This window comes from Paenibacillus sp. FSL R5-0928, from assembly GCF_037970385.1.
Classification (GTDB): domain Bacteria; phylum Bacillota; class Bacilli; order Paenibacillales; family Paenibacillaceae; genus Paenibacillus_AQ; species Paenibacillus_AQ odorifer.
Genome location: NZ_CP150225.1, coordinates 2,765,331 through 2,789,802 on the forward strand (window position 1 = coordinate 2,765,331; position 24,472 = coordinate 2,789,802).

Annotated in this window: 31 protein-coding genes; 27 read left to right on the forward strand and 4 right to left on the reverse strand. The window is 43.4% G+C overall.

The genetic code is table 11. The features are described from left to right. Positions 1–86 precede the first annotated feature (86 nt). The 10 genes from MKZ16_RS12200 (at position 87) to MKZ16_RS12245 (ending at position 10,862) form a co-directional block, all read left to right on the forward strand. Positions 87–587, forward strand: a complete 501-nt coding sequence (locus MKZ16_RS12200) for a GNAT family N-acetyltransferase (protein ID WP_036689764.1) — start codon at positions 87–89, stop codon at positions 585–587. A 216-nt stretch (positions 588–803) separates the two neighbouring features. After that, positions 804–2,873 (forward strand): bifunctional aldolase/short-chain dehydrogenase, encoded by a 2,070-nt coding sequence (locus MKZ16_RS12205; protein ID WP_076105387.1) that lies wholly within the window; start codon positions 804–806, stop codon positions 2,871–2,873. A 40-nt stretch (positions 2,874–2,913) separates the two neighbouring features. Beyond that, positions 2,914–3,672: a DeoR/GlpR family DNA-binding transcription regulator gene (locus tag MKZ16_RS12210; RefSeq protein WP_036689767.1), complete on the forward strand. Its 759-nt coding sequence runs from the start codon at positions 2,914–2,916 to the stop codon at positions 3,670–3,672. Positions 3,673–3,698: 26 nt separating this feature from the next. Then, positions 3,699–4,427: a (Fe-S)-binding protein gene (locus tag MKZ16_RS12215; protein ID WP_036689769.1), complete on the forward strand. Its 729-nt coding sequence runs from the start codon at positions 3,699–3,701 to the stop codon at positions 4,425–4,427. Continuing rightward, on the forward strand, positions 4,424–5,977 hold the full coding sequence (locus MKZ16_RS12220; protein WP_339815746.1) for a LutB/LldF family L-lactate oxidation iron-sulfur protein: 1,554 nt from the start codon (positions 4,424–4,426) through the stop codon (positions 5,975–5,977). The genes MKZ16_RS12215 and MKZ16_RS12220 overlap by 4 nt, the downstream gene beginning before the upstream one ends. Further along, complete coding sequence (locus tag MKZ16_RS12225; RefSeq protein ID WP_076105389.1) at positions 5,970–6,698, forward strand: lactate utilization protein; 729 nt, start codon at positions 5,970–5,972, stop codon at positions 6,696–6,698. Before MKZ16_RS12220 ends, MKZ16_RS12225 begins: the two co-directional genes overlap by 8 nt. Before the next feature lie 26 nt (positions 6,699–6,724). Then, positions 6,725–8,215 carry a rhamnulokinase gene (gene rhaB, locus MKZ16_RS12230; protein ID WP_256715506.1) on the forward strand — a complete coding sequence of 497 codons (1,491 nt, stop codon included), beginning with the start codon at positions 6,725–6,727 and terminating at the stop codon, positions 8,213–8,215. A gap of 86 nt (positions 8,216–8,301) precedes the next feature. Beyond that, positions 8,302–9,576: an L-rhamnose isomerase gene (rhaA, locus tag MKZ16_RS12235; protein ID WP_036689772.1), complete on the forward strand. Its 1,275-nt coding sequence runs from the start codon at positions 8,302–8,304 to the stop codon at positions 9,574–9,576. 159 nt (positions 9,577–9,735) lie between these two features. Beyond that, positions 9,736–10,374 (forward strand): Vat family streptogramin A O-acetyltransferase, encoded by a 639-nt coding sequence (locus MKZ16_RS12240; protein ID WP_076105390.1) that lies wholly within the window; start codon positions 9,736–9,738, stop codon positions 10,372–10,374. A 110-nt stretch (positions 10,375–10,484) separates the two neighbouring features. Beyond that, positions 10,485–10,862, forward strand: coding sequence for a YkvA family protein (locus MKZ16_RS12245; protein ID WP_080742463.1), 378 nt, complete (start codon positions 10,485–10,487; stop codon positions 10,860–10,862). 16 nt (positions 10,863–10,878) lie between these two features. Here the strand turns inward: MKZ16_RS12245 and MKZ16_RS12250 are convergent, their stop codons facing one another. Further along, complete coding sequence (locus MKZ16_RS12250; RefSeq protein ID WP_076105391.1) at positions 10,879–11,271, reverse strand: helix-turn-helix domain-containing protein; 393 nt, start codon at positions 11,269–11,271, stop codon at positions 10,879–10,881. 150 nt (positions 11,272–11,421) lie between these two features. On the opposite strand from MKZ16_RS12250, the gene MKZ16_RS12255 reads away from it, so the two are divergent. The 11 genes from MKZ16_RS12255 to MKZ16_RS12305 all read left to right on the forward strand — a co-directional run bounded on the left by MKZ16_RS12255 (position 11,422) and on the right by MKZ16_RS12305 (position 17,276). Continuing rightward, a complete protein-coding gene (locus MKZ16_RS12255; protein WP_076105392.1) occupies positions 11,422–12,096 on the forward strand; it encodes an NAD(P)H-dependent oxidoreductase in 675 nt (224 codons plus the stop codon). A 187-nt stretch (positions 12,097–12,283) separates the two neighbouring features. Beyond that, entirely contained in the window at positions 12,284–12,694 is a 411-nt protein-coding gene (locus MKZ16_RS12260; protein WP_036689778.1) for a CidA/LrgA family holin-like protein, read from the forward strand. Then, complete coding sequence (locus MKZ16_RS12265) at positions 12,694–13,380, forward strand: LrgB family protein (protein ID WP_036689780.1); 687 nt, start codon at positions 12,694–12,696, stop codon at positions 13,378–13,380. The genes MKZ16_RS12260 and MKZ16_RS12265 overlap by 1 nt, the downstream gene beginning before the upstream one ends. 94 nt (positions 13,381–13,474) lie before the next feature. Then, positions 13,475–13,654 carry a hypothetical protein gene (locus tag MKZ16_RS12270; protein ID WP_036689781.1) on the forward strand — a complete coding sequence of 60 codons (180 nt, stop codon included), beginning with the start codon at positions 13,475–13,477 and terminating at the stop codon, positions 13,652–13,654. Between the two features lie 166 nt (positions 13,655–13,820). Further along, entirely contained in the window at positions 13,821–14,000 is a 180-nt protein-coding gene (locus MKZ16_RS12275) for a hypothetical protein (RefSeq protein WP_038570027.1), read from the forward strand. 164 nt (positions 14,001–14,164) lie between these two features. Continuing rightward, positions 14,165–14,731, forward strand: a complete 567-nt coding sequence (locus tag MKZ16_RS12280) for a putative ABC transporter permease (RefSeq protein WP_052096957.1) — start codon at positions 14,165–14,167, stop codon at positions 14,729–14,731. Positions 14,732–14,877: 146 nt separating this feature from the next. Further along, entirely contained in the window at positions 14,878–15,354 is a 477-nt protein-coding gene (locus MKZ16_RS12285; protein WP_036689786.1) for a DUF523 domain-containing protein, read from the forward strand. A 49-nt stretch (positions 15,355–15,403) separates the two neighbouring features. After that, positions 15,404–15,550, forward strand: a complete 147-nt coding sequence (locus MKZ16_RS12290) for a hypothetical protein (RefSeq protein WP_155288116.1) — start codon at positions 15,404–15,406, stop codon at positions 15,548–15,550. A 168-nt stretch (positions 15,551–15,718) separates the two neighbouring features. After that, positions 15,719–16,168: a DUF4362 domain-containing protein gene (locus MKZ16_RS12295; protein WP_036689788.1), complete on the forward strand. Its 450-nt coding sequence runs from the start codon at positions 15,719–15,721 to the stop codon at positions 16,166–16,168. A 30-nt stretch (positions 16,169–16,198) separates the two neighbouring features. Next, a complete protein-coding gene (locus MKZ16_RS12300) occupies positions 16,199–16,672 on the forward strand; it encodes an NUDIX domain-containing protein (protein ID WP_036689829.1) in 474 nt (157 codons plus the stop codon). Positions 16,673–16,688: 16 nt separating this feature from the next. Then, positions 16,689–17,276: a histidine phosphatase family protein gene (locus tag MKZ16_RS12305; protein ID WP_076100752.1), complete on the forward strand. Its 588-nt coding sequence runs from the start codon at positions 16,689–16,691 to the stop codon at positions 17,274–17,276. Between the two features lie 47 nt (positions 17,277–17,323). Here MKZ16_RS12305 and MKZ16_RS12310 read toward each other — a convergent pair whose 3' ends face one another. Continuing rightward, on the reverse strand, positions 17,324–17,452 hold the full coding sequence (locus tag MKZ16_RS12310) for a hypothetical protein (RefSeq protein WP_256715507.1): 129 nt from the start codon (positions 17,450–17,452) through the stop codon (positions 17,324–17,326). A gap of 82 nt (positions 17,453–17,534) precedes the next feature. Between MKZ16_RS12310 and MKZ16_RS12315 the strand changes: the two genes are divergently transcribed. Then, complete coding sequence (locus MKZ16_RS12315) at positions 17,535–17,945, forward strand: DUF2809 domain-containing protein (RefSeq protein WP_051491644.1); 411 nt, start codon at positions 17,535–17,537, stop codon at positions 17,943–17,945. 24 nt (positions 17,946–17,969) lie between these two features. After that, positions 17,970–18,761, forward strand: a complete 792-nt coding sequence (locus MKZ16_RS12320) for a lipid II flippase Amj family protein (RefSeq protein WP_036689792.1) — start codon at positions 17,970–17,972, stop codon at positions 18,759–18,761. 18 nt (positions 18,762–18,779) lie between these two features. Here MKZ16_RS12320 and MKZ16_RS12325 read toward each other — a convergent pair whose 3' ends face one another. Continuing rightward, complete coding sequence (locus MKZ16_RS12325) at positions 18,780–19,589, reverse strand: hypothetical protein (protein ID WP_143759068.1); 810 nt, start codon at positions 19,587–19,589, stop codon at positions 18,780–18,782. 204 nt (positions 19,590–19,793) lie between these two features. Between MKZ16_RS12325 and MKZ16_RS12330 the strand changes: the two genes are divergently transcribed. Both MKZ16_RS12330 and MKZ16_RS12335 read left to right on the forward strand, forming a co-directional pair. Next, positions 19,794–20,654: an SDR family oxidoreductase gene (locus MKZ16_RS12330; RefSeq protein WP_076105393.1), complete on the forward strand. Its 861-nt coding sequence runs from the start codon at positions 19,794–19,796 to the stop codon at positions 20,652–20,654. A 342-nt stretch (positions 20,655–20,996) separates the two neighbouring features. Next, positions 20,997–21,422 carry a DUF4265 domain-containing protein gene (locus MKZ16_RS12335; RefSeq protein ID WP_141118582.1) on the forward strand — a complete coding sequence of 142 codons (426 nt, stop codon included), beginning with the start codon at positions 20,997–20,999 and terminating at the stop codon, positions 21,420–21,422. 84 nt (positions 21,423–21,506) lie between these two features. On the opposite strand, the gene MKZ16_RS12340 is transcribed toward MKZ16_RS12335, so the two are convergent. Continuing rightward, positions 21,507–22,484: an alpha/beta hydrolase gene (locus tag MKZ16_RS12340; RefSeq protein ID WP_076105394.1), complete on the reverse strand. Its 978-nt coding sequence runs from the start codon at positions 22,482–22,484 to the stop codon at positions 21,507–21,509. A 155-nt stretch (positions 22,485–22,639) separates the two neighbouring features. Between MKZ16_RS12340 and lepB the strand changes: the two genes are divergently transcribed. Both lepB and MKZ16_RS12350 read left to right on the forward strand, forming a co-directional pair. Beyond that, entirely contained in the window at positions 22,640–23,137 is a 498-nt protein-coding gene (lepB, locus tag MKZ16_RS12345) for a signal peptidase I (RefSeq protein ID WP_036689798.1), read from the forward strand. 184 nt (positions 23,138–23,321) lie between these two features. Continuing rightward, positions 23,322–24,359: an HD domain-containing phosphohydrolase gene (locus MKZ16_RS12350; protein WP_036689800.1), complete on the forward strand. Its 1,038-nt coding sequence runs from the start codon at positions 23,322–23,324 to the stop codon at positions 24,357–24,359. Positions 24,360–24,472: the final 113 nt, after the last annotated feature.

Sequence of the window (24,472 nt, forward strand, 5' to 3'; positions counted from 1 at the left end):
TGTGCAATTAAATAATGCATGCCGGTCTTGTTTGCGGTAAATTTTTGATAGGGAAGTTATTAATAACGTTCTAGGGGGGGATTATTATGCTTGTTGAGCTAAAGGAAGCTAGCATTTCAGATGGACGCGATATTTTTGAGATGATTGTGGAGATAGGTCCGGGGGAAAATGGATTCGTCAACAATGGATTTGATCTGGCTTTCAGTCAATTTCCTGATTTCATCCGGGAGAGGATAGCACTTTCACAAGGTGATAATCTTCCACCACAGTATGTAGCACAGACCAACTACTGGCTACTGATTGACTCCTATCCCGTTGGTGTCGGAAAATTAAGACATTCCTTAAATGATCAATTGAGGAAGTCAGGTGGACACATTGGCTATAGTATCAGACCCAGTGAGAGAGGAAAAGGTTATGGTACGATTTTTTTGGCAGAGCTGTTAAAGAAAGCTGCGGACATGGGGATTGATAAGGTCATGCTGACTTGTGAGCCGGACAATATATTTTCGAGAAAGGTTATTGAAGCGAACAAAGGAATACTACATGGTATTGAGAATGAAAAATGTAACTACTGGATCACCCTTTAAGCTGGTGTGAACAATAGGGGAGGAGTTGCCAAGAGGCAGCTCTTTTTTGTTATTCGCGAGGTTATTGTAGTTCATCCAATAGAGATTCGTCTAAAATGTGAAAATAATTTAAATTTTTGTTGAAAGCGCTCTATTCAAACACAAACAAATAGTTTAAAATCAAAACAAACAAAAATAAACAAAAAAACAAACATTCAAAAACGGAGGTATTCACAAATGGTACAAAACTTATGGGATTCATCTCGGGAAACGAAATTAAACGGGGGATTGGATGCATTAGTGTTCCGCTCTAATCTGCTGGGCGAAGATCGCAGAGTCTGTAACTTTGGCGGAGGGAATACCTCCAGCAAAACGATAGAATTGGATTTTCGCGGGCGTGAGGTAGAAGTAATGTGGGTGAAGGGCAGCGGCTCTGACCTCGCTACGATGAAAGCAGGCAATTTTACCGGACTAAGGCTTCAGGATATTGCCCCGTTATTTGAACGTGATGAAATGCCAGATGAAGAAATGGTAGCTTATCTCGCAAATTGTATGATTGATCCTAAACATCCGCGTGCTTCTATCGAAACGTTGCTGCATGCATTTTTACCTTTCAAGCATGTGGATCATACGCATCCAGATGCCATTATCAGCCTATGCTGCGCTCATAACGGTAAGGAAATTGCCCGTGAGATTTATGGGGATCGTTTCGTATGGGTGCCTTACATCCGTCCAGGCTTTACTTTATCCAAAATGATTGCCGAAGGTGTGCTCGCAAACCCGAAAGCTGAATTAGTGCTGATGGAGAAACACGGTCTCGTGACTTGGGGGGATACACCTGAATCTTGTTATGACAAAACAATCTCCATAATTAACGAAGCGGAAAGTTATATTGAAGAAAGAATTGAAGATCAGAACCTATTTGGCGGCCGCAAATCAGAAGCACTTCCAGAAGCAGAGCGACGGGCTGTAGCGGCCGCAGTGATGCCACTGATCAGAGGCGCAGTCAGCGATGAGCGTAAAATGATTTTGACCTTCGACGATGCGGAGGATGTGCTGCGTTTCGTAGGAGGGGCTGACTCGGAGAAGTTATCTGATGTAGGCGCAGCTTGTCCGGATCATTTGGTACATACCAAAATGAAGCCGCTTTTTGTTGCGTGGGAGCCAAACACCAATGATATCGATGGCTTGAAGGCGAAGCTGAGCGAAGCGATTAGCGCTTATAATGAGCAGTACAAAGCATACTTCGACCGTAATAAACATGAGGGCGATGTAATGTTCGAGGCTGCGCCACGTGTGATCCTGATCCCTGGCGTGGGCATGATCAACACAGGTAAAAGCTGGAGCAATGCTAAGATCAGCGGAGCCTTGTATCACCGGGCGATTGCTGTTATGCGCGGAGCTACTGCGCTGGGAGATTTCGTCTCTCTTAGTGAGAATGAATCGTACAATGTGGAATATTGGCCCCTGGAATTATATAAATTATCACTGGCTCCGGCAGAAGCGGAGTTCTCCCGTCAAGTTGCCTTTATTACAGGTGGTGCCGGGGGAATTGGGAGTGAGACGGCTCGTCGTTTAGTATCAGAAGGAGCGCATGTTGTATTGGCAGACCTCAATCTGGAGGGTGCACAAAAAGTAGCAGAAGAGATTAACGCTAAGTATGGTGAAAATCGTGCATTCGCCGTTAAAATGGACGTAACTCAGGAAGAGCAGGTAAGCGCGGCTTATGCGGAGACAGCACTTTTTTATGGCGGGGTCGACATTATCGTTAATAATGCTGGGCTTGCAACCTCCAGTCCGTTTGATGAGACTTCATTAAAAGAGTGGAACTTGAATATTTCTGTACTGGGCACAGGATATTTCCTCGTTGCGCGCGAAGCTTTTAAGGTGATGAAGGAGCAAAAAATCGGTGGCAGCATGGTGTTCATCGGCTCCAAAAATTCTATTTTTGCAGGAAAAAGCGTCTCGGCTTACAGTTCTGCCAAGGCGCTCGAAGCCCATCTGGCCCGCTGTATAGCAGCTGAAGGCGGAGAGTTTGGCATCCGTGCCAATACGATTCTGCCCGATGCAATTTTACAGGGATCAGCCATCTGGAATTCGAACTGGCGTAATGAACGGGCGGCTGCTTACGGGATTGAGCCGGATCAATTAGAGGAGCATTACCGTAAACGCACGACGCTGCTAGTTAATATTTATCCGCGTGATATTGCCGAAGGCGTTGCTTTTTTTGCTTCTTCCAAGTCAGAGAAAACTACGGGTTGTATGCTGACAATCGACGGTGGAGTGTCAGCAGCTTTTACTAGATAAGAGGTAGCTTGAATATAGATAGGGATAACGGAGGAAAATCATGCTGATTGCAGACAGATATGAACGAATCGTAGAACTAGTGAATGAACGCGGCAGCATCCGTGTCTCAGAATTGAGTACATTATGCCAAGTGACGGAAGAAACCATTCGCCGCGATCTGGATCGATTGGAAAAAGCGGGGCGGTTGCTGCGTTCGCATGGCGGAGCAGTTAGCCTGCGTGACCGGCAACCGGAGACCCCTTATGCCGAACGAGAAATCATGAATGCAGCGGAGAAACAGCGGATTGCCCGTGAGGCGGTAATGATGATTAAGCCGGGCGATCGAATTCTGCTGGATGCCAGTACAACGGCTTGGTATATGGCTTCGCATTTGCCGGATATGCCGCTTACTGTGTTGACCAATTCTACTAGAGTGGCAGCAGAGTTAAGCGGGAAGGAGCGGATCGAGGTCTTTTCTACAGGCGGACAGCTGAGCCGCAGATCAATGTCCTATGTTGGTCATTTAGCAGAACGTTCGCTTGAATTGTATCACGTGGATAAGATGTTTTTTTCCTGCAAAGGATTTCATCTCGAACGTGGCGCTAGTGAATCAAATGAGCTGCAAGCTATGGTGAAACGAAAGATGATTTCTATAGCGGAGCAAGTGATCTTATTATGTGATTCCAGTAAATTTGGAATACAAGCGTTCACACATTTTGCGGCACCTAGTGATGTGGATGTCCTAATAACGGATTACAGCCCTGTTGAAGAACAAATGAAGCAGTTGCAGAAGCTGAACATCGCAATAACGACAGTGTAGTAAATAGTTGTGCAGGAGGTGAAGGCATGAAGGTATCGATGTTTATAACTTGCGTCAGCGATGCCGTGTTCCCGAAGGTCGGGGAAGCCATGGCTCGTCTGCTAGCCAGGTATGGCGTACAGCTGGAGTTCCCGGAGGTGCAGACTTGCTGCGGACAGCCTGCGTACAACAGTGGATATTGGAATGAAGCGCGGCAAGCTGCACTTACGATTCTACAGGCTTTTGATGACAGTGATTTTGTCATTGCACCTTCCGGATCCTGTACGGGGATGCTTCATCATTACCCTAAGCTGTTTCAGGATGATCCGGTTAATCTGGTCAAGGCGCAGAATTTGCAACGCAAATCCTATGAATTTAGCCAGTTTATGGTGCAGGTGCTTGGCGTAACTGATCTAGGAGCAGTGTTTCCGCATAAGGTTACTTATCATCCTTCCTGTCATGGCACAAGGATTCTAGGGATTCGCGACGAACCTATGCAGCTTATGCAAAATGTGAAGGCGATGGAGCTGGTGCCACTGCCTTTTGCTGAGGACTGCTGTGGGTTTGGTGGAACCTTTGCCGTGAAAATGTCTGATATCTCCGGGGCAATGGTCACTGAGAAATCAGATCATGTGCTGGAGACGGAAGCAGAAATCCTAACGGGTCTGGATATGGGTTGTCTGATGAATATTGCCGGGAATCTGCGTTACCGCCGCGAACCCGTTCGAGTTATGCATTTAGCAGAACTGCTGTATGAGGGGGTGACTGATAAATGAGCCAAGCTACCACCAATCCCAAGGCGGGTTCAGAGAATAGAAAGCCAGCTACAGTAAAAGAACGTGCAGACTTGGCGCTGAATAATGACTTTTTACGCAAGGCTGTTCGTTTTACCACGGAGAGACTGCGTGATGGAAAACAAAAAGCGGCTAACGATCATGGCCACTGGGAAGAGTGGCGTGAACGTGGGCGGCAAATCCGTCTACACACGATCGCCCATCTTGATTACTATCTGAACCTTTTTGCAGACAAGGCAAGAGCAAACGGCACACATATTCATTTTGCAGCAACGGGTGAAGAGGCTGTGAAGATTGCCCTTGAAATCGCGCAGCGAAAACAGGCAGCTTCTGTGGTCAAATCCAAATCAATGGTTACAGAGGAGCTGCATTTAAATAAGGCGCTGGAATCCATTGGTGTGGAGACCATAGAGACGGATCTGGGGGAGTATATTATCCAGCTTGCCGGGGAAACCCCGTCACATATCATTATTCCGGCGATTCATAAGAACCGCTACCAGATTGCCGAGCTGTTGTCCAAAGAGGCAGGAGAGGAGCTTTTGCCCGAAACTACTATCCTTGCTGGATTTGTAAGGCGTAAGCTGAGAGAGAAGTTCCTTGATGCGGATATCGGAATGACTGGCTGTAACTTTGCTATTGCAGAGACGGGTTCGATGGTGCTGTTCGAGAATGAAGGTAACGCTCGTATGGTCACCACTTTACCGAAAACGCAAATTACCCTGATGGGGATGGAGCGGATTATTCCTTCGTGGAGTGATCTTGAAGTGATGGCTACATTATTGCCTCGTTCGGCAACAGGGCAGAAGTTAACGGTATATATGTCGGGTATTTCTGGTCCCCGCAGGGATAATGACGGTGATGGGCCGGAAGAGCAGCATATTATTATTCTTGATAATGGTCGATCTGAGCAGCTAGGCGATCCTGAGTTTCAGGAGCTGCTGAACTGCATCCGCTGTGGAGCTTGTCTGAATGCTTGTCCTGTCTACCGTCATATTGGCGGTCATGCATATGGAGGAACGTATAGCGGACCTATAGGAGCGGTGTTGACCCCGGCGCTGAATAAAAATGTAGATCAATGGGATGACATCGCCTCAGCCTCTAGCCTGTGCGGAGCATGTTATGAAGCCTGTCCGGTCAAAATCCCTCTGCATGATATGCTCATCTATTTACGGCGGCGGAAGGTAGAACGTGGTTATGGGGATAAGGCAGAAGGTCTCGGCATGAAGGGTTTTGGGGCGATTATGGCGAAGTCACAGCGATTTAGTAATGTGATGAAGGTAGGTAGAATCGGGCAAAAGCTGCTAGTGCGAGACGGAGGAATTCCGTCGAAACTGGGGCCGCTGAAAGGCTGGAACAATTATCGGATCGCCCCGAAGCTGGCAGATCAATCCTTCCGTGAGAGCTGGAAGGGGCTGCAACAGGAGCTAGACAAGAACAGTCGCGAAATGGACCCGGTGATACAGAAGCGAATGGAAGATTTACTAGCGAAGCGGAAGCGGGAAGAGCTGGAAGGAGGGGCCGGGCATGACTGAAGAGACGCACAGTAACTGGTTGGAACGTATGGAGCAGGATTCATGTGAACAGCAGCAGGCATTCATGAATGATATCGCTCGCCGCCTGAAGCGGCCGAGAATTACTGAAGCTCCTGCACATCCTTTTCGCGGCGCACCGCAGTATTGGCAGCAATTCCAGTGGAGTCCGGAGGAAAGGATTGAACAATTTACGGCGAATTTTCAAAGCGCAGGTGGTCATGTATTTCGTATGGAGGATATGGATGAAGCCAAAGCTTTCATCGTCAGCAAAGTCAATGAGATGCTCGCACGGTATATTCTCCGGCAAAATGTCACCGAGCTAGCAGCACTTCGACTAGAGGAGGAACTCACAGATACACGGGTGTCTGTCTGGAATACAGATGATCAGGAGGCATGGAAAGCTAGGGCGGCCGAGGCTGATATTGGAATTGTGATTGCGGATTATGCAGTTGCCTATACAGGCTCCATTACTGTGCTGTCCTCTGAGAATAAAGGCCGTTCAGTCAGCTTATTGCCTACCGCATTAATTGCCATCGTTCCATTGGAGCGGCTGAAGACTCGTCTCGGTGAGGTGCTTATTGATTTTGATGAAGCTGGGCCATCGGGGCTGCCGGCGGGCATCCATTTTATCTCCGGACCTAGCCGTTCAGCGGATATTGAGAATGATCTGACGATAGGCGTGCATGGTCCAGGAATCGTATTCGCTTTGCTAGTAGGCTGATAGGAGATAAGGAGTGTTGTATAGGGATGAATACACAAGCTCATAATCAAATTCAGAATCATATTGCTGTTGATATCGGAGCCTCTAGTGGGAGAGTGGTCTGTGGAACCTTGCAGCAGCCGGGAGGAACCCTGTCTATAGAAGAAATTCATCGCTTCAGTAATGGATTCGCTGAACAAAATGGTAATCTATATTGGGATATAGATTATTTAGTTGCTGAAATCGTCAAGGGCTTACAGCAGGCCAAGGCTAGAGGGATCGAGCGCTGCACCGTGGGCATCGATACTTGGGGTGTCGATTATGTACTTCTCGATCAGGAGGGAGCGCGGATCCATGAGGTTTTTTCTTATCGTGACTCCCGAACGGATGGAGCGATAGAGAGGCTGCATCGCAATATCTCAACTGAAAGCGTTTACGAAAAGGTGGGGATACAATATCTCCCGATTAATACATTGTATCAGCTGTTTGTGCATGATCAGGCGGAGCTGGAAGCAGCACATTCCATCCTGCTGGTCCCTGATTATCTTTATTATCGGCTTACGGGTCGCAAGATTAGTGAAGTGACGATAGGTTCCACCTCTGGGATGCTGAATCTTCACACTCGTGATTACGATGAGGATCTTCTGTCGGTGCTTGGTCTTTCAAAAGAGCAATTCCCTCCCTTAACAGAACCTGGGGAACCCGTTGGGAGGTTGACGGAGGACTTGGCGGCTCGCGGTGATCTTCCAGATTGCGAGTTCATAGCAGTAGCCTCTCATGATACAGCATCAGCTGTATTAGGGGTTCCGGCAAACAGCGAGAACTGGGGATTTCTCAGTAGTGGTACTTGGTCACTCATCGGGGTGGAACGGGGTTCAGCCATCACAAGTCCAGAGGCAATGTTACGCAACTATACGAATGAATGGGGAGCCTACGGCTCATTCCGGTTTCTTAAGAATATTATGGGCATGTGGTTGATTCAAAAGGTTCGTGAGGAGTACGGCGGACAATACAGCTTCGGCGAGCTGGTAGAGCTGGCAGCACAAGAAATCCCTTTTAGATCAATCATTTATTGCAATGATGAACGATTCATGAATCCACAGAGCATGATTGACGAGATCCGGAGCTATTGTGTGGAAGCAGGACAGTTGGTTCCTCAAACGCCTGGGGAAATGGCTCGATGTGTATTTGATAGTCTTGCTTTATCTTATTATTTCTACATTCAGGATCTCCAGCAATTGACGGGTGACAACTTAGAGAGGCTGCATATCGTTGGCGGAGGTGCGAATAACGGTCTGTTGTGCCAGATTACGGCAGATCTGCTGGAGATGGAAATTCACGCCGGACCAACGGAATCTACGGCTTTAGGCAATCTAGTGGTGCAGATGATCAGCACGGGTGCTGTAAATGATCTTCAAGAGGCGAGAGAAATTATAAGTCGTTCATTCCAAGTTACATCTTATATACCGAAGGGGATGGACCCCACGACCAAAAAGGCGGCTTTGGCACAGTTCGCCCGGCTGCAGGCCGTTAATTAGTAGCTAAGTTAAGAGGCACGCGAGCCAAAGAGAGGCAAAAGTGCCTCACCTAAAACACACTAAGCTAAAAATCAGGAGGCTCAATCATGGAGCAGAGTAAAGAGAGCTTACAGAGCATTCAGAACAGCTACAATGAAGCGAAAAAGCTTTACGCACAGCATGGGATCGACGTAGATAAGGTGTTGCAGCAGCTAGCGGAAATTAAGATTTCTTTGCATTGTTGGCAAGGTGATGATGTGAAGGGATTTTTGAATAAGGAAAAAGAACTGAGCGGCGGGATCGCAGTCACTGGAAGTTACCCGGGGAGGGCCGGGAATCCGGAGGAGCTGCGCCGTGATTTGGAACAGGCCCTTGCACTCATCCCAGGCCAACATAAAATAAATTTACATGCTATTTATGCGGATACAGAAGAGACTGTAGATCTCGATGCTTTAGAGCCTAAGCATTTTGAGCGATGGGTGAGCTGGGCCAAAGAGCGGGGACTCGGATTGGATTTCAATCCTACCTGTTTTTCTCATGAAAAAGCAAACGATGGCTTCACACTGAGCCACCCAGATCCTGAAATCCGCAACTTCTGGATCGCTCATTGCAAGGCCTCACGTCGAATCGCCGAGTCCTTTGGCCAGGCATTAGGTCAGCCTTGTGTGACTAATTTTTGGGTTCCAGATGGTTATAAAGATACGCCGATCGACCGTTTGTCACCAAGGGTACGGCTTCAGCAGTCACTCGATGAAATCTTCAGCGAGGAAATCGATCAGCAATATAACATTGATGCTGTAGAAAGTAAGCTGTTTGGTATTGGTTCGGAAAGTTACGTGGTTGGCTCACATGAATTCTATATGGGTTATGCGCTAAGCCGGGGCAAGGCGGTGTGCTTCGATGCTGGGCATTTCCATCCAACCGAGACGATTTCGAATAAGCTGTCTTCCTGGCTGCTGTTTGGGGATCAATTGCTGCTGCATGTTAGCCGTCCAGTACGCTGGGATAGTGATCATGTGGTAACTATGGACGATGAGCTGCTCGAGATTGCCCGTGAACTGGTTCGTGGCCAGTTTCTGGACAGAACGCATATTGGGTTAGATTTTTTTGACGGAAGCATCAATCATCTTGCTGCTTGGGTGATCGGAACACGAAATACATTAAAAGCTTTGCTTCGTGCCATGCTGGAGCCAATCGAGCAATTGAAGCAAATTGAGCTGGATGGAGATTACACTTCAAGACTTGCCTTGGTCGAGGAATTTAAATCGTATCCGTTTGGAGCCATTTGGGATTATTATTGTGCGAAGAATGGCGTACCGGTCCGGGAAAGCTGGCTAAATGAAGTAAAACAGTATGAGGCAGAGGTTTTATCGAAAAGATAGAGGTGGAAGTAGAAGCAGAACGAGCTTTGACAATATAAGTAGATAATAGATAGGCGGTTACCAGCAGGTGGCCGCTTTTTTTGTTTATAAATCGTACATTATTTGAATTCAGCTCTGATCTCTGCTATGTTTTATCCAAAAGAGAGCGAGGCGTAAACTATGAAACAATATGGACCGAACCCGAATACGCTCTATCCCAATGAACAAATTAAAAGTATCTGCTATATAAAAAATGCGATTACAAGAGACAATATCATTGTTGGCGATTATACCTATTATGATGATATAAACGGTGCAGAGAAGTTTGAGGAACGTGTGACTCATCATTATGATTTTATTGGCGACAAGCTTATTATTGGAAAATTCTGCGCGATTGCCAAAGGCATTAAATTTGTTATGAATGGTGCCAACCACCGGATGAATTCGGTTTCGACCTATCCGTTTAATATCATGGCAAATGGCTGGGAACAGGCGGTCCCGGATTTAAAAGATCTGCCGCTAAAAGGTGATACAGTCATCGGAAACGATGTTTGGATTGGACAAAATGTTACGATTATGCCAGGTGTGCATATTGGAAACGGAGCAGTTATCGCAGCCAATTCTACAGTTGTAAAGGATATCCCGGCGTATAGTGTAGCTGGAGGAAATCCCTGCAAAGTGATTAGACAACGTTTTGATGATGAAATGATCGAATATCTTGAAGCGCTGAAGTGGTGGGATTGGGATGCAGAGCGAATCTTTAATAATCTTGAAGTGTTATGCAGCAGCGATTTAACGAAAATCAAAGCAATCGATTAATCGTAAGTAGGTTCAGGATACGGACTTTAGTTTATCTTAAAGATATAAACCTCAATTGAGGGAATACTTTAGGTATGTACGTCATATGAACCTTTCGGAGGGAACCGGCAATGAAGAAAGATAAGGTCAAGAATAGCATGGAGCTCACTGCAGAGGAATTTCCATATAGCAAAGAAAATGAGGAAATGGTAACGCAAAATTTTTGGACGAAAACTAAAAAGTTTGCAGGCAAAATTCCATTTACTAAAGATGCTATCGCGATGTATTATTGTGCCGTCGACGCTAAGACACCTTTATGGGCGAAAGGAATTGCTTTCGGTGCATTGGCTTATTTTATTTCTCCTATAGATGCTATACCCGATGCGATTCTAGGCCTTGGATTTACAGATGATGCAGCGATTATCGCAGCAGGCATTAAAGCGATATCCGGTCAGGTAACCAACGAACATAAGGAAAAGGCGGAAGCGTTTTTTAATGGGGAAAAATAAAAGGTGCAGCATTAAGCTACACCGTTACATCTGTACTTTCAGGACAGCTTTCTGCGGAAAGCTGTTTTGTTTTGTACACCTCGCCCCAATCTTTCATGAGTTTAATAATAGGAATCAGTGTCTTGCCGAATTCAGTTAAAGAGTATTCGACTTTTGGGGGAACCTGATGGTAGACCTCACGGTGTACAACCCCATCCTCTTCCAACTCTCTTAGTTGCAGGGTCAGCATACGTTGGGTAATTCCCGGGCAGATCCGGCGGAATTCGTTAAAACGTTTCGTGCCATCAATCAAGTGATAGATGAGAATTCCTTTCCATTTGCCTCCTATAACGTCCAGTGTGAATTCTACAGGGCAAGCTTCTTTATTGCTTTCCGGGAAATTTCCGAAGCCACCTTTTCGGTCACGCATAGCTGTTCAACTCCCATGGTATCATTTTGTATACTACATAACATTATTGTGCGTACTTTTAAAGAAGTGATATATACACTAATATTAAGCATGTGATCGGCAAACAGTCAAATGCCCGTCGATTCTAATCAAGTAAAGGGAGTGTTACTCATGGATACTTTATCGTTAAACAAGAATGAAATCCTGTCTGCATATCAGTTCAGACATGCAACTAAAGAATTCGATAGCCATAAAAAAATTAGTGAATCGGACTTTCAATTTATATTGGAAACTGGACGATTGTCACCAAGTTCATTCGGATTCGAGCCTTGGCGTTTTGTGGTAGTGCAAAGTCCGGAAGTACGTGAGAAATTACGTCCTAATGCCTGGGGAGCACAAAAGCAATTGGCAACCGCAAGCCATTTTGTGCTTATTCTCTCACGTCTTCCTAAAGATATGGCTGCTGACTCCGATTATATTAAAGGGATCATGGAGAATGTGCAGGAGTTGCCTCCGCAAGTAATGGAAGGAAAACGTAAAGTTTTTGATAAGTTCTTGAAGGTTGATTTCGGACTGATGGCGAATGAGCGGGCGATGTTCGAATGGAGCTGCCGGCAGACTTATCTGGCACTTGGGAATATGCTGACATCAGCTGCGTTAATTGGGATCGACTCCTGCCCAATAGAAGGTTTCGATAAAGTAAAGGTTGAGCAGATATTGGCAGAAGAAGGTATTATGGACGCTGAGCATTTTGGAATCTCTTGTATGGCAGCTTTCGGATATCGCCTGAATGAACCACGTGGTAAGACGCGTCAAGGTGCAGAGCAAGTAATTCAGTGGGTTTAACGAAATTGAATCTTAATCTTTGAGCCTGTAAAGTCTCTGTATTCTGGGGATTTTGCAGGTTTTTTTGCGATATTTCTTATAAGATTCAAAAAGTAATTGAAAGTTTCATGAAAACTCTGATACCCTTATGAAGGTGACTCAATATTAGCGCTATCGCTTTAACTTAATAATGAAGGGATCCTGCATCATGAAAATCATTCGCATTATTATCCAAGTGTTCCTGCTATATTTGTTCTACTTGGCTGGGGACTATCTGCAAAAGCAACTGCATCTCCCCGTGTCCGGGAGTATCGTAGGATTACTGTTACTTTTTGTTCTATTGCTATTCAGGGTCGTGCCTGTGAAGTGGATTGAAGAGGGTGCAACAACGATATTAGCTTATCTTCCGTTATTTTTTATTCCAGCGACAGCTGGGATCGTGAATCATATGGATATCTTTAGTGGTAGAGGTTTACTATTAATCCTAATCCTTATCGTTAGCAGTGTTCTCACGATTGCCGCAGCTGCACATTCTAGCCAATGGCTTACTAGTGTAAACAACAAGCTGAAAGCGGGTTGGAGCGGCAAGAGACTAAGCGAAAAGGGGAAGGAAATATAATGTTTTTTATCGCAACAGGTATTGTACTGCTTAACGTAGCTATTTATTTGATGATGTCAGTAGTATATAGACGATTTCGTATTCCTGTACTTATTCCCGCGCTTACAGCAACAGTGATTGTTGTAACTTTACTGCTATATTTTCATATTCCGTATGATACATATATGATAGGCGGCCAATGGATTAATCAGCTGCTCGGTCCTGCTGTAGTCTCGTTAGCCTACCCATTATATAAACAACGTAATGTGTTGATTGAGAATCTCCCGGCGATTCTGGGCGGAGCGATTGTGGGACTGCTTATAGGGATGTTTAGTGGACTGCTTTTGGCGGCAGGTCTAGGATTCTCTAAATTATATGTTTTATCTTTATTACCTAAATCGATCACTACACCTGTAGCGATACAGATCTCGAACAGCTTAGGTGGGGACTCTTCTTTAACTTCCGTATTTGTTATGATTGCTGGATTTACTGGTGCGATTGGCGGACCTTTTATCATCAAGCTGTTTAGAATTCGTAGTGAGGTTGGAATCGGAATTGGTCTCGGAACTGCTTCTCATGCTCTAGGAACAGCAAAGGCCTTGGAATATGGTGAACAATCCGTTTCGATGAGCTCGGTTGCGATGACTGTATGCGCGATAGTTGGTTCTTGTATCGGCCCACTTGTAGCGTGGATGATGTACCCTTAAATTATTCTTTTAATTGGACTATGTTTGCAAAACACTCCATCGGGTAACTATAACTAAGGAACAAAAAAAGCAAAGCACCTGAGGAGGATTTCACATGTCCGATCACACACAAGATGAAGCGGAAATCCGCAACAAGGAAAATAAAGAAGGCGATTCATTAGCTGAAATTAAGAAGATGGAGAACGGTGTAGACATCGAGCCAGAGGCAGATGAGTGGGTAGCCAAACCTGCTGAATCCTCACACCCAGATCCGCTTCCCGATAATTTGGAGTAAATGATTCGGAAGACAGGCTGTCCTTTAGGGGACAGTCTGTTTTTGTTGATGATTGTAGTAAGTATTGTATAATAAATAAAAGTACAACCTCATCAGAGTGTTTTCTCCAAGTTCGTCTTAGCTTTTCGCAAATTTCACAGATCTTTGCCAATGGGGAGGAAATGGAATGCGTAGTCGAAATGAGAACAGCCGTTACCGGCAAAAACGTGGTGAGGCTCTCGCAGGAAACTTTGAGAAAAAGTACGGTTCAAACTTTGGCGTACGCAGTGAGCTTAAGATGGATGCACTGAAGAAACAAAACGACGATCAGTTGCTGACGACACCTCATGAAGAAGAGCATAAATAATTAGAAAATAACGAGTGGGAGACTTTTACTCCTGGAATTCTGGAATGAAGGCATAACCTTTTGGGTTATGTCTTTTTTGTGCGCATATTTCCTGAACGATCAAGACATAATAGGGCCGGATGGGCAACTAAGAAAATAATGACAACGAGAGGCGGGATTAGGTCATGATTATTCCTATATTTTCGTTAAGTGAAGATATAGCAGTTACTGTGGTGGGCCAATACTTTTTTTATTTTATGGTCTATTCCTTTTTAGGCTGGGTATTGGAAGGGACCTATAATCTATACAGTAATGGAAGCTTTCGCAAAGAAGGATTTCTAAAAGGTCCATTTAAGCCGATGTATGGCTTTGCTCCACTATTGCTATTGATTGCTAGAGATTTGACGCTGCCACTTCCGCTTTTCCTATTTCTTGCGCTAATCATTCCTTCTGCTGTTGAATTTATAAGCGGTTGGCTGTTAAAAACGGTATTCCATAAGCAATGGTGGGATTACTCAGGAATGTCTTATCAACTGCAAGGGCATATTTGCCTGCGTTTTTCTCTATATTGGTGGGGGCTTTCAGTAGCTAGTGTGTATGTAATTCAGCCGCTTATGGAGCTTTTATATTCGGGTGTTCAGCCTATTTGGAAATTCGTGCTTCCGATCGTGGGGTTCTACTTTATGGCGGATTTATTATGGACCTGCTGGAGCCGATATCGGATGGAGAAAACCCCTCAATATCAGAAATAATGGTTTCCTATATGTATACAATGAGTCTTCTTTTGTGTATCAAGCACAAACATTTCGTGGACAGGCATTTCGATATTGCATATCCGTTTCTAGTCATAAATAATATAGCAATATATTAAATACTAGACGGACTGGTGGCGATAACGATGACAGGGAAGATTCTAGTGAGCGCATGTCTGTTAGGGCATAAAGTACGTTATGATAATGGCGATGTTCCGTGTCTCGATGCCCGATTCCTAAAGTGGTATGAGGAAGGGCGTTTTGTCCATATTTGTCCAGAGGTAGTGGGCGGTTTGCCAACCCCTCGTCCTGACGCACAGCGGCAAGGAGATCGGGTAGTGACGGGGGCAGGCACGGATGTTACCGAGCCATTTATGAAGGGGGCTCAAGCCACACTAAAGCTGGCTAGGGAGCATCAGGTTGCATTAGCTATTTTAAAACAAGACAGTCCTTCATGCGGAAGCCTGTATATTTATGATGGAACCTTTAAAGATACGAAAGCACCGGGAGAGGGCACCACTACGGAGCTGTTGAGGAAAAATGGGTTTAAAGTATTTGGCGAAGATCAGCTGGACGAAGTCGAGCAGGAACTCGCACGTATGGACGGGCAGGTTATTCTTTAAGTAATAAATAGGTTGCAGGATACATAGTGTGTATAAGGGGAACGAAGCAGTGTCCTTGGGAGAGGAAATGCCGTCCGATGAGCCATCCTTCATTTGGGATAGGAGGCGGACGCAGATGAGTATTGATCAGCTCATTGCTTTGCTCGTTCTTGTCATTATGATCGTACAGCTTGCTGGCACAAAAGGTAAACACTAAGTCTCACCTCATTGTAACTGCTTCCGGAGCTCAGGATTTTTTGAGTTCGGAAGCTTTTTTTGTCCCTGGCTATGCATATTGTGAAATCTAAAGGATTCCTTCATAGTGATGTCTAATATACATATAGTGGGTTTTTGGGAAGTCCAAGGAAAGAAATTAGGGGGAACTATGAAATTTAGAACATGGATAATCATTGTTCAGTTGTTTATGATTGCTGTGCTTGTAGGCGTTTTGGCGGCCGATCTAGGTAAGCCAGGCTCAGATGAGTCTAAACATGATGATATTTTAATACATTTTGATCAAAAAGATTTAAACAGGATAAAAGAAACGGTTCAAAGGTTTAGTGAAGGTAAAGGGGATAACCTGATGTTGATTGAGCCAACCACGGATAGTGGACGGTTAATTCATGATTTCTATTCTAATGGTAAAGAGCTTCATTGGGTAAAGGATGATACAAGAGATGCATGGAGTAATAGTCCTGGGAAGATCGAATATGTATGCAAGGCGATTGAACTAATAGAGACAGGTGAGCGGTTTAATGTCGAGTTATCCCAATGTAATGTTCAGCCAGACGGTGAGAAAATAAATGTGATCAGCTTTTTAAAAGAAAGATTATAAACCCATTTACGGAGAGGATGGATGAACAATATGCCGATGTCTGAGTACTATCAAGGAATTCGTGGGAAAGTGGGCTCAGAATTATTAATGATGCCTTCCGTAGCTGCAGTAATAAGAAATAAAGAGGATGAGATTCTGTTCATCCGCAAGCCAGGAGAATCTTTGTGGGGATTGCCTGCGGGAGCGATTGAGCCAGGGGAGCGTCCTGGAAGAACCTTACGCAGAGAGGTATATGAAGAGACAGGGTTGATGGTTCATCCTACGTCTATTTTAGGTGTTTTTGGTGGAGCGAAATATAGATACGAATATAGTAATGGCGATCAGGTAGAATATACGGTTATTGTATTTGAGTGCTCTATCATCAGAGGAACGCTTAGAGCTATAGATGGGGAGATCGAAGAATTTAAATTTTTCAAAGAGAACGAGCTGCCAGAGATTGCAATTCTATATCCTAGAGAGATTTTTATAAAAGACCGAGAGAAGACTGCAACGATATTTGAGTGACTGAGAGGAGTGCCTCATGAAGACCTACATTTATATGGTTAGACATGCAGTGTCACCTTTTGTATTAGGGAATGAGCGGGAACGGGGATTATCCGAAAAAGGGCACGCAGACGCTTATAGAATCAAAGAGCTTTTGGCGGAGGAGAAAATTACACATTTTGTCTCCAGTCCATATAGACGAGCCGTAGAGACGATCAAGTATTTGGCAGAAGCTTCGAACCAAGAGATTGAACTGTATGAAGAACTCAGAGAACGAGCAATCGGAAGTGTCGAGATTGAAATTAGTGAAGATGACTTTCTGCAGGGCATTCGGACATCATTCAGCGACAAATATTATAAAATGCCGGATGGAGAGAGTACTCAGGAAGCACAAGAGCGTGCAATTCCTGTTATCAAGCAATTAATTAAACAGCATAAAGGCGGCAAAATCGCTTTAGGTACGCACGGGAATATCATGACCATTATCCTGAATTACTTCGATAAGAAGTATGGATATGAGTTCTTTGAACAGACGTCCAAGCCGGATATTTATAAGCTGGAATTTGAAGAATTGGAGCTTACCCATGTGGAGCGGCTGTGGGACTCCGAAGTGCTGAACAGATGAAATATTTTATAAAGTTGAATGCACTAAGCGTACTTTATGCCTTTATGTTATTTGTTGTAATAGAGCTGCCATTGAATATTTATCGAATCAGCAGAATTTCCAGCTTGGTGGTTCCCAATCACAGAACCTGCAGATAAACCTGCACCGGTAACAGGACTGATCATAATAGGAGCCATGATTATTTATCCGTTTTATATCGCAATGATTAGTATTATCGCAAGCATCACTTTTAAGTCAGACGCTGGATAGAGGTTGGAAATGAGGATCAATGATTTGAAAGAAAGACTTTTTTATACTTGTATCTGCCTCGTTGTTATTGTATTGGGGTTAAGCTCTAGAGTATTCACGAATCAGCTGCCTTTGTTTGTATCTAGACATTTCGGAGATGCGCTTTGGGGCAGTATGGTTTATTTTATGTTTCGGGTCCTACTGGTAAATCAAAAGCTAAGGCTCGCCTTTGTATGGAGTTTGGTGTTTAGCTTCGGCATAGAATTTAGCCAGCTGTATCAAGCGGAGTGGATCAACAGCATCCGATCTACAGTATTGGGTGGTCTAATTCTCGGAAAAGGATTCCTATGGATCGACCTCGTTAGATATTTGGTTGGCATTACCCTTTGTTATGGATTGGATCAATACTTTCACCAAAAGGTGCACCGAAATGATAAATAGTGTTTATTGGAGAGGAACCTTTAAATGGTAAATAGTTTGATTGTGGTATGCTTGCTTACGATGATTATTCACACGGCAGAAACCTTATCGTATTCGGTACGATATGCCGGAGTGAAGCTGAACAAGATAGCCATTGCGTTATCTCTCACAGGCATTATTGTTCTCGTCTCAAGAACTGCAAATATGATCCAAGCTCCACTGACGGCTAAATTCGTAGATTATGCCAAAATACATTCTGATTTTCCGCTTCTAAATTACTTGAGAATTATATTATTGGCTTCTTCCTTAGGGACATTAATTGCCATTGCTGTGTTCCCTACCTTTGTAGGCTTGTTTGGGAGAATCATCTCTAAGCTTGAAATTGAGGGTTCTATCCCAAAACTGCTTACCAGTGTGACGATCGGGCAACTAAAGAACACAAGAAAATACATAAGAAAACCAAAAGTGAATCTATATAACTTCAGATACCTGGGGATTCCTAAACGTTTTATTGTGATGAATGTTTTTGTTACAGCCTTTTACACCGTAGGTGTCATATCATCTTTGTATGCTGCTCATCTAATGCCTCAATATAGCACGACTGCTTCTCAAGCTTCCGGACTGATTAACGGTATGGCGACTATTCTGCTGACCATATTTATCGACCCACAGCTTGGTCTAATTACCCATAAGGCCACTGAAAATGTAGAATACCGTGATCAGCTAGGAAAAATATATGTGGTATTGATGGGTTCTCGATTTGTAGGCACTATATTTGCTCAGCTCCTGATTGTGCCCGCAGCCCAGCTAATTAGTATGTTAGTGAAGCTGATTTGAGCCAGTGGGAGCGAATCATTAGCGAAGTTTAGATTCTGCTACTCTTAGAGCTAGCGAGATCTTCTGCTCCCAGCTGTAAATATTCTGCTGCATGGAATGAATTCGTTTCATTTGCTCATAGGATGATTTCAATTCTGTAGCGGCTCTAACTGCATCACCTTGCTTAACAGCTGCTTTATATTGTTTGTCAGCATCCGCGCGTACTTTCTGCGTGACAGTGAGATTCTTACTTTCGGCAGTTATTTGCTTCTTTAAAGCAGTGATGGGTGCTAACGCATCTTTGACGGGTTTAAGCTTAGCAGCGGTTTGCTTGCGAGCGGCTGCCAAAGCGGTTGTCTTCGTTTTAATTTCGGCTCGGGCCAGGGTTACAGCAGCTTTTAATTTATTGCGCTTCAGGTCTAGCAATGTGACTGTTTTCAAGTCTTTAGCTTTCTTGGCTTCGGTAGACTGTTTACCGAGTGTGCTGTATTGTTCCAGAAGGGGAGCGTGTTTCTTCTGAACTGAGGTTGCTTCTGAAGATAAGCGGCTTAACAGTGCTTGATCTGTTGACTGTATGACGGAACGAATAGATTTCAGAGCGTCATTATTCTGCTTGCGTAACTTCTGAATTTCTGAGTTATCTGTCTTGAGGGTGGCTTGAAGCGCGGTATAATTACCATGAAGACTGTTAATGTCATCCAGCGCGGCATCCCAGCCAGTAGCAGCAGACACAAGTGTAAGGTTACAGGTTAGGAAAGCTGCTACCAGCACTAATTGAGCCACCCATTTTAAATCCCTAATTCTGAAAATGTTCTTTCTACATCTGACGGTACCTTTTGGTTTAAACATTCATCTCAGCTCCTTAATGAATTAGTTAATATACGCAAAAAAGCACCTCCAAGATAGGCATTGACGCCTGTCTTGCGAGGTGCTTCTCCCGCACAGAAATATAAAAGATGCTCTTACTATAACTTGAAATTAATGGATAGTCAATGGACAATAGAACGTTTGTTTGCTTGTTTTTATAATTGTGAAATACAAAGGGGAGTAAATATGAGTTCACATCTAGAGTATGGGCACGATCGAGTGGCCCTGATTACCGGAACCTCCAGTGGATTTGGATTGCTGACAGCGCTCAAATTGGCTGGACAGGGGTTTAAGGTGATAGCAACCATGCGTGATTTAAGCCGTAAAGCAGAGCTGGTGCAGCAGGCAGAGCAGGCAGGAATTTTAAAGCAGTTTCATTTAATGACCATGGATGTCACCGACAGCGATTCTATAGAGACAGCAATATCTTCAGTACACGAAACATTTGGAAGAATTGATGTTCTAGTCAATAATGCAGGTTTTGCCATTGGCGGTTTCATAGAAGAAATATCTATGGAGGAATGGCGGCGGCAAATGGAGACGAACTTTTTTGGATTAGTGGCTGTGACAACAGCTGTGCTGCCCATTATGCGAGAACAGCAGAGCGGCACGATTATTAATGTGGGAAGTGTAAGCGGATTATCCGGATTTCCAGGTTATGCGCCTTATGCAGCTTCTAAATTTGCTGTTGAAGGTTTCAGCGAAAGCCTGCGTCATGAAATGTCCCCTTATGGAATACGGGTGGTATTAATTGAACCGGGCTCCTTCCGTACACCGATATGGGGAAAAGGCATGGAGCAAATTCGACGTAAGGAGGATTCTCCGTATAAAGAACGTCTTGACGCTGTGCTACGATATTCCAAACATACTGCTGAGACAGCGCCTGACCCTAGTCAAGTGGCTAATCTTATCGGTCGTATTACCGAAATGAAAGCACCACGGCTACGTTATCCTATCGGCAAAGGCACGCGAATCTTAATCTTAGGCAAAACGCTGCTTCCATGGAAATGGCTGGAGAGAATTATTGCGAAAGAATTGAGGGGATAGGATGGAGTCATCCATAAATTTAACAATCATTAAACTAATAGGTTATATGTCTAGTTTGATGACCGTTTTTTTATGGCTAATTTTTATATTCATCAATCCTTATGCTGAGATTACGAATCGCTCCACTCTTGTAATTAGTATAATTATGTTGTTATTACCGGCGGGGTTATTAGCAATAGGTGTCTTTTTAAACAGAAGTCGGCTAATGCTGCTTGCATTTATCTGGAGTTTTCCCTACAGTTTATATATGTTATTAACGCCCGGAATCTTTAGGTTGTTCGGGATTACGAGCCTAATGTATTTACTTTGTTTTGTGTTATTTAGAATGAACAAGATTAGATATTGAACAAGGATAGAGGTGTGCCGATGCTAGAATCGTCCGGAATCCATATCTGCTTCAACGCAGATGGCCGTGAAATAGAAATCCTCGATGTTACTCCATTTGGCAAAGATAAATTTCGAATTGAAGAGACACCGATTTTTAATCCGGCTGTTACAATGGGAGATATTATACAGGTGAAGGAAGAAAATGGAGTCTATTATTATCAAGAGACCGTCCAGAAATCTCCTTTCAAAAGATACGCTTGGCTGCTTAGTAAAGAGGCTGTTGATTCTACGGCCATTGCAGATTTTAAACATAGAATTATAGAGAATGAAGGCAAATGTGAGTTGATCTTTGGCGGTTTGTTCGTCATTCATATTCCTAAGAATACTTCGATTGATGTTGATGGGGAAATGAATCGAATTATTGAGCGGTTCGAGATTTGAATACTAAGAAAAAAATGCTGCGTCATGAAATGCAAGGAAACTTGCACACGATGACTGCAGCATGGAGAATAGAAGAAACGCTTTTTATTTTATTTCTTCCATAAATGTCTTGAAATTTTCAGTGATTTCTTTTGATTTGGTATGGTGCAGATAATGTCCTGCATCAAGTTTTACCAATTTTCCTTGTTTAGCATTTTTGACTTGCTCTTCATGCAATGATATCCAATCTTTTAAGAGAGTATCATCCCCTTGTACAAAGAGCAAAAGGGGAAGATCCTTTGGAAAAGTTGAATTTAGAGCCCCTTTATAATTAGAAGACATATGTTCCACTTCATTTAAGTGAGTGTAATTATAAGTGTTTCTAAGTGTAAATAATCTCAATTGTTCTTTAGTTTCATCATCAAACGGCAATCCAACATAGGGGTTTCCACTTGTTTTAAATAACAATCTGCCCAAGCCTGATTTTCTAAGTAGTTTTAATTTTCCTGTTGGTATTTTAACATTTGTTCTGTCTTCTGTTGCAATACTGTTATCAATCCCGACAAATGCACTCACTTCGTTTGGATATTTGTTCACATAATTCAAACTGTACATACCGGAAATAGAGTGTGCCATTAGAATATAACGGTCAATATTAAGCTGCTTTACAGCTTCATGAATTTCACTTACAATATTTTCCGTGGTTCGTTCTTTTTCAGTTCTATCACTTAATCCATAACCGAAAGGCTCAATCGCGACAACTTTGTAAAATGGAGATAGTTCATCTATCAGCAGTTTAAAATCAAGTCCCGGTGCCACCGTTCCATAACCAGGTAAGAGTACGACCGTCTCTTCGCCATTTCCTTGAATCAAAACATTCATATTTTTACCGTCGACGCTTACAGACTGACCATAGGGTTTTATTTTAGCTTGGTCCGATTTATTAAGGAAAATATTAGCGACAAAAACAGTCACTAGAAAAAGTACTATTGCAGTAGCTAAAGCCCCTAAGGAAATAAGTATAATTTTCAGCGGTTTATTCATCCTTTTTTTAATAACCTCTTCTTCTGGTTTCACTCGCATCTTCTCCTGTTCTAATCGCTTTATTCTAGCTACCTTAACGAGTCGCTAAAGGAAGCTTACCCGATGAAGATGAACTATACATGACGACAATATGAACTGAATATGAACCAGCTGAAAAAGTTTGACTCATTAAAATGAATGCGAGGTGAGCAATAATGTTGAAATTTATGAAGCAATGGTTGCCGAGTATTATGATCGCAGTGGTTATTTCTTTGTTTGTTAGAACCTATGTTGCTGAAGCCATGCGAGTTCCAACGGGCTCTATGATCCCAACGATTCAAATCAATGATCGCTTAATTGTTGAGAAAATGTTATGGATGACCACACTGGAGCATGGAGATATTGTTGTATTTACGCCACCTGTAGCTGGTGATGAGAATAAAAGATATGTAAAAAGGCTAATGGGGCTGCCTGGAGATACCTTGGAAATTAAAGATGGCGAACTTTACCGAAACGGAGCGAAGGTTAACGAACCTTACCTCAATGAACAGATGGATTACACTTTTGGACCGGTTACGGTACCCGCCGATCATTATTTTTTTCTTGGAGATAACCGGAATATAAGCTATGATGCTCATCTGTGGGATACTCCATTTGTGTCGAAGGATAAGCTGATTGGGAAAGTGATCGCTGAATTTAGCAATCCCTTTTAGGTAGTGTGTAAGACGGATAAATGTAAGGCTTAATCTCTAAAAATAGATTTAGGGGTGCTGAAGTCGCGGGGGTCTTTTGAACTAACCGAGTGGTTTAATGAGACTTTAACCATATTGTTACTTTGGAAGAATTTAGCTATCCTTAAGGTAAAATATACCTACATATAGTAAGGGGTGCTGAATTTTGAAAGCTCATGTCACAGATCTCAAACATGGCGATTGTCTAATAGCAGATACATTCAATAGTGTTGGCCTACACGTGCTTCCGAAGGGGACAGTGGTCTACGGAGAAGAAATCACCATCCTGATGAGGCATCAGATTGATTATGTCGATATTGAACCACGCATGATGGCGCTGGATAATGAAGAAATGAATGTGGCACAAGGGATAGATGGTAATTTTGATCAAGCCATCCAAAACTATGAATCTATATTTCTGGAAGCACTCAGCAAGGGTAGCTTTACGCAGTCGGATGTTGATAATACGCTGCAGCCATTGCTGGAGAAATTGGATGAACAAAAGGATGTCGTTTCTTTATTATTGCTGCTTGAACGTGATGATATCAGTACATACAATCATTCATTGCAGGTCGGACTGTTATCCTTTTACATAGCGACTTGGTTAGGTCATACAAAAGCCGAAAGATTTGAGATTAGTAGAGCCGGTTATTTGCACGATATCGGAAAAAGCCAGATTGCTCCACATATCTTAAATAAGACGGATAACTTAACTCCTGAAGAATCAGAAGAACTAAAACGTCATACTACGTATGGATACGACATTATCCTTAAATCGATGAATGACGAAAAGACCGCACTAGTGGCGCTTCAGCATCATGAATTCGAGGATGGTACAGGTTATCCTAACAATCTCCGTAAACAGGACTTGCACCCGTATACGCAGATTGTTGCTGTCGCAAATACTTATGTAGGCATGACCTTAGGAAGAGCGAATCAACCGAAACAAGGCCTGATTAACGTTCTTCGCAAGGTACATGAACTTGGATTTGGCAAGCTGAATGGAAATGCGGTACAAGCTCTGATCGGACATTTATTGCCGAATTTTGTGGGTAAGAGCGTTCAGCTTAGCAATGGTGAGCAAGGTACGATTATTATGAATAATCCGTTGGATATTTTCAAACCTCTGGTAAAAATAAATGAGACTACGTTCAGAGACTTATCTAAAGAGCGTAATTTGACTGTTGAAGAAGTATTTATTTAACGAATATTTTTGTGGCGAAAAATAGTAAGGCTATCTCCTTGATCCGTAAAATCAGGGGATAGCTTTTTTGTGTTATAATCGGAATTGGGTTAAAAACCCTTTAATATGGAATA